Annotated in this window: 4 protein-coding genes and 1 pseudogene; 2 read left to right on the forward strand and 3 right to left on the reverse strand. The window is 75.9% G+C overall.

The annotated features are described in order from the left end of the window. The first annotated feature begins 35 nt into the window (after nucleotides 1–35). On the forward strand, nucleotides 36–818 hold the full coding sequence (gene yaaA, locus FNQ90_RS12250) for a peroxide stress protein YaaA (RefSeq protein WP_182606401.1): 783 nt from the start codon (nucleotides 36–38) through the stop codon (nucleotides 816–818). A gap of 37 nt (nucleotides 819–855) precedes the next feature. On the opposite strand, the gene FNQ90_RS12255 is transcribed toward yaaA, so the two are convergent. From FNQ90_RS12255 to FNQ90_RS12265, 3 genes are all read right to left on the reverse strand, one after another. Further along, on the reverse strand, nucleotides 856–2,076 hold the full coding sequence (locus FNQ90_RS12255) for a bifunctional RNase H/acid phosphatase (protein WP_323379911.1): 1,221 nt from the start codon (nucleotides 2,074–2,076) through the stop codon (nucleotides 856–858). Continuing rightward, the gene (locus tag FNQ90_RS12260) at nucleotides 2,073–2,816 is read right to left on the reverse strand and encodes a zinc ribbon domain-containing protein (protein WP_182606404.1); all 744 of its coding nucleotides are present in this window, start codon (nucleotides 2,814–2,816) and stop codon (nucleotides 2,073–2,075) included. Before FNQ90_RS12260 ends, FNQ90_RS12255 begins: the two co-directional genes overlap by 4 nt. A 187-nt stretch (nucleotides 2,817–3,003) precedes the next feature. Then, the gene (locus FNQ90_RS12265; protein WP_182606402.1) at nucleotides 3,004–3,858 is read right to left on the reverse strand and encodes a Nif3-like dinuclear metal center hexameric protein; all 855 of its coding nucleotides are present in this window, start codon (nucleotides 3,856–3,858) and stop codon (nucleotides 3,004–3,006) included. A gap of 431 nt (nucleotides 3,859–4,289) precedes the next feature. On the opposite strand from FNQ90_RS12265, the pseudogene FNQ90_RS12270 reads away from it, so the two are divergent. After that, a pseudogene (locus FNQ90_RS12270) lies at nucleotides 4,290–5,033 on the forward strand (hypothetical protein); the annotation flags it as partial.

The following is a 5,033-nucleotide window of genomic DNA, read 5'->3' on the forward strand; positions in this document are numbered from 1 at the left end:
GCCGCCGAGGGGGCGAGGCGAGGAAAGGGAACGCCGTGCTGGTGCTGTTGCCACCGTCGGAGGGAAAGACCGAGCGGGAGGGGGACGGTCCGCCGATGGACCTCGACTCCCTCTCGCTGCCCGGGCTGAACCGGGCCCGGCGAACCGTTCTGACGGAGCTGGTGGAGCTGTGTTCCGGCGACCCCGACAAGGCCCGCGAGGTGCTGGGGCTGGGACCGCGCCAGGCCGGGGAGATCGCTCTCAACGCCGCGCTGTGGTCGGCACCGACCCTTCCGGCGGGCGAGTTGTACACCGGCGTGCTGTACGACGCCCTCGACCTGCCCTCGTTGGACCCGGAGGCAGCCGGCCGGGCCGCCGAGTCGGTCCTGATCTTCTCCGGTCCGCTGGGGGCGCTGCGCCCCGGCGACCGGGTGCCGGCCCACCGGTGCTCGGCGGGGGCGCGGTTGCCCGCGCTGGGCGGACTGGGGCCGTTCTGGCGGGGGCCGATGGCGGAGGTGATGCCCGCCGAGGCCGGGGACGGACCGATCCTCGACCTGCGGTCGGCCGCCTACGCCGCACTGTGGAAGCCGACCGGTGAGCAGGCCCGCCGCACCATCGCGGTGCGGGTGCTGCACTCCCGGATGGTGAACGGCGAGGAGAAGCGGAGCGTGGTCAGCCACTTCAACAAGGCGACCAAGGGGCGGCTGCTGCGGGACCTGCTGGAGTCCGGGCTCCGGCCGGCGGACCCGGCGGCCCTGGTGGAGGCGCTGAGGGAGCTCGGTCACCGGGTGGAGGAGTCCGGCCCCGGGCGGGTGGACATCGTCGTCACCGAGGTCTGAGGTCCCCGACCCCGCCGGGAGGGACGGGGCCGGGGCCTCAGCGCAGGTGGGAGGTGTCGTTGAGCAATCGCACCGTGGCGTTGCCGTCGACGTGGTGGGCGACCTCCGACAGCGAGGCGGCCGACAGTTCCATGCGGAACAGCGACTCCGGCGGTGCACCGAGCGCGAGACGCACCAGCGACTTGATCGGGGTGACGTGGGTGACCACCAGGACCGTCCGCCGGGGGTACCGGGCGAGCACCGCGTCCCGGGCCGCCGCCACCCGGCGGGCGACGGTGGCGAAGCTCTCCCCGCCCCCGGTGGGCCGCGCCCGGGTGGAGGCCAGCCAGGCGTCCAGGTCGGCCGGATGGCGTTCGCGCACCTCGGCGAAGGTCAGTCCCTCCCACGCGCCGAAGTCGGTCTCGCGCATCCCCTCCTCGACCCCCGGGGGCAGACCGAGCCGCTCGGCGACCACCTCGGCGGTCCGGCGGCAGCGCAGCAGTGGCGAGGTGACGATCGCGTGCACGCCACCCCGGACGGCGAGTGCGTCGGCGACCGCCCGCGCCTGACGCAGGCCCGTCGGGGAGAGGTCGGGATCGCCGCCGCCGCTGCCGGAGAAGCGCTTCTGCGGGGTGAGCGGGGTCTCCCCGTGGCGCAGCAGCAGGAGGGTGGTCGGCGGGCCGAGGTCGGGCCCCCAGCCGGGCGCCGTGCCGGCGGGGGTTTCGGCGGCGGGGGCCGTCTCGTCGACGGGTGCCGCCGTTTCGGGGTCCCCGGCCGGGAGCGGTTCCGCCGTCGCGGTGTCGGTTCCGGCGACGGCGGAGTCGGCGGGTCGCCAGGGCTCTCCGCGCCCCGCCGCGTCCATCGCCTCGTTGGCCAGCCGGTCCGCGTGCCGGTTGCGTTCGCGCGGGATCCATTCGTAGCGCACCCGTTCGGGCGGCAGGACGGTGCGGGCCTCCTCGGCCAGGGGTCGCATGTCCGGGTGCTTGATCCGCCACCGCCCGGACATCTGTTCCACGACCAGCTTGGAGTCCATGCGCACGCGTACCCGGGCCTCCGGGTCGATCCCGGCGGCGGCGCGCAGGCCCGCGATCAGACCGCGGTACTCGGCCACGTTGTTGGTCGCCCGCCCCAGTGCGGCGGCGGTCTCGACCAACACCCCGCCGGCCGCGTCGCGGACCACGGCGCCGTACCCGGCGGGTCCGGGGTTGCCCCTGGACCCGCCGTCGGCCTCCACGATCAGCGTGCGCCCCTCCCCCGGGTCGGCCACGTCCCGGCTCACAGCCCCGAGTCGGCGGTCCGCACCAGCACCCGGCCGCAGTTCTCGCAGCGCACCACGGTGTCGGCGGGGGCCCGGCGGATCTCGTTGATCTCGGTGACGTCGAGTTCCAGCCGACAGCCCTCGCACTGCTTGCGGTACAGGCGCGCCGCGCCGATCCCGCCGTACTGCCCGCGCAGCCGGTCGTACAGCTTCAGCAGGGCCTCCGGCACCGTCCGGGCCACCGCCTCCCGCTCCCGGCGCACCGCCCCGGCCTCGTCCCCGATCTCCCGGGACGCGGCGTCCCGGCGCTCGCGGACGACGGCGGCCCGGTCCTCCAGGCCGCCGACGATGCCATCGGCCTCCCTGGCCCGTTCGGCGGCGGCCTCGTGGCGCTCCATGATCTCCAGGACGACGTTCTCCAGGTCGTCCTGACGGCGGGCCAGCGAGCCGAGTTCGCTCTGCAGGCTCTCCAGGTCCTTGGGGCTGGTGACGGCGCCGGAGTCCAGCCGCTGTTGGTTGCGCTCGGCACGGCGGCGGACCTGGTCGACGTCCTGCTCGGCCTTGGTCTGCTCGCGGGCGGTGTCCCCCTCCTGGGCCCGGGCTGCCACCAGCAGGTCGCGTTGCTGGGCCAGTTCGGCCTCCAACTCGCGGAGTTCGGTGTGCTCGGGGAGGTTGGCGAGTCGATGGTCGAGCTGGGTGAGCCGGGTGTCCAGGGCCTGCAGGTCGAGGAGGCGGAGCTGGTCGGCGGGGTCGGCGTTCAGTTGGGGGCTCCCTGGGTCACGGATCGGAGGGGACGAGGGGCACGGCCGGCCGGTGGCCGGCCGGCCGCGACGGGTTCCGTCCGGCGGGCGGCGCACCCACCGGACGGTGCGACGGGGAAACGACTGGGGGAAGCGGGGAAGCGGGGAAGCGGGGAACGGAGAGGAGGACGAGGAGGAGGTCCGGTGCTCAGCGCAGCATGACCGCATGGGTGCTCCACGGGTCGGTGACCCGCCCGGAGACGCGGACCTCCAGGTCCCAGCCCGACTCCGCGGCGATGGCGGTGAGTTGACCGGCTGCCTGCTCGCACCACGGATGCTCGGTGGCCCAGTGGGCGGCGTCCAGCAGGGCCGGGCCGCGGCCGGTGTGCGCGGTGGCCTCACTGGCCTCCGAGGCCGGGTGGTGGCGCAGATCGGCGGTGAGGTAGGCGTCGGCCCCCAGCGCGCGCACCCGTTCCAGCAGGCTGTCACCGGACCCGCCGCACACCGCGAGGGTGCGCACGGTCCGGTCCGGGTCCCCCGCCGCCCGGACCCCCTGCGCGGTGGCGGGCAGACGGGCGGCGGCGTGCTCGGCCAGGGCCGCGAGCGTCATCGGCACGGGCAGTTCCCCGAACCGGCCCAGCCCGCGCCGGCCGGTGGGGTCGGCGGGGTCGGGCACGAGGGGAACGAGAGGGGAGTCGGCCCCGAGTCCCAACCGACCGGCGAGGGCGTCCGAGACCCCGGGGTCGGCGCGGTCGGCGTTGGTGTGCGCGACGTGCAGGGCGATGCCGTGGTGGATCAGGGAGTGCACCACCCGTCCCTTGAAGGTGTCGGCCGCCACGGTGGTGGTGCCCCGCAGGTAGAGCGGGTGATGGGTGACCAGCAGGTCCACGCCGCCGGCGACCGCCTCCTCGACGACGGAGGGCACCGGATCCACGGCGAACAGCACCCGGCCCACCGGGGCGTCCGGCTCGCCGCAGACCGTGCCGACGGCGTCCCAGTCCTCGGCGGTCTCGGGAGGCCAGAGGGTGTCGAGGGCACTGATCACATCGGTGAGTACGGGCACGGGCCCAGGCTACCCGTCCCGTCGGGGGGCGGGGGGCGCCCGGGGTCGGCCCCCGGACGCCCCGGTCACGGGGCACGTCACCGGGAGCCGCGCCGGAAACGGCGCAGGGGGGCACGAGCGGATGGAAACCCCTCGGGGTGTCACCCGTAAGCGTGAAGCCTTCCCCCACACGTTGTTCGGCCGGTGGGACCAAACCTAACGTCCTCACCGGAGGTGGTCGGAGCATGACCGTCGGCGTCACCACGCGGCCGAGTGTCGCGCACAGCGAGCCCGCCCGGCGGGTCGGGCGGAGGGACGCCCCGCCGGGCCCCCCTGTGCCCGACCGGAGCGCCGGCGGGCGCGTATCACCGCCGGGGGACACCGGGCCGGTGATACCGCCGTTCCCGTCGGCTCCCCCGCCGGGCGTGCCGGCGGCCGGTGTTCCCCCCATCGTGTCGACGGCGCCCCCCGTGGCCACGGCCGACCTGTCCCACGCCGCCCGTCTGGTCTGCGCGCCGACGGCGCCCGGGGCGGAGGGGGGCGACCGGGAGCCCCGGGCCCGCTACGCGGAGCGGTGGACCCTGGGTGGTCCCGAGCCCTACGTGGTGCCGCTGCCGGCCGGGCGGGTCGAGGCCGCGCACACACAGGTCCTCGCGCTCTCCGACGGGATGGTGCTGCTCGCCCGGCCGGAGGACGACGGACACCGCTTCGTGCTGCTCTATCCGTCGGGGCCGGGCACCGCCGAGGTGCCGCTGGGCGGGCTCTCCGGGCCGGGGCTGCGGCTGTTGCCCCCCGTCCCCGGCGGTCGGCGGGCCTACGCGTTGCTGCCGGAGGCCGGTGCCACCGGCGTGTGGTGGGTCCGCGGCGAGGGGCTGCGGGCCCCGGTGCGGGTGGCCCGGGTCCCGGGTCGGTGTTCCGGCGGGGCCTGGCTCGACCGGGAGGGCCGATGGCTGGCGGTGGACCGGTTCGACGGGACGACCGGTCTGACCCGGGCCGTGACGGTGGACGTGACGGCCGGCGGGGAGGTGACGCCGCTGCTGCAGATCGGGGACCACAGCAACGACCGGTTGCTGCTGGCGGATCCGGACAGCGGGCTGTTGCTGGTGCGGTCGGACGCTCCCGGCACCGACCGCGTGGGGTGGGGGGTCCTGGGCAGTCGGAACCCGGCGCGTTTCCCCGACGCCCTCCACCCGGAG

The sequence above is a fragment of the Streptomyces alkaliphilus genome (assembly GCF_014141535.1).
Taxonomy (GTDB): domain Bacteria; phylum Actinomycetota; class Actinomycetes; order Streptomycetales; family Streptomycetaceae; genus Streptomyces; species Streptomyces alkaliphilus.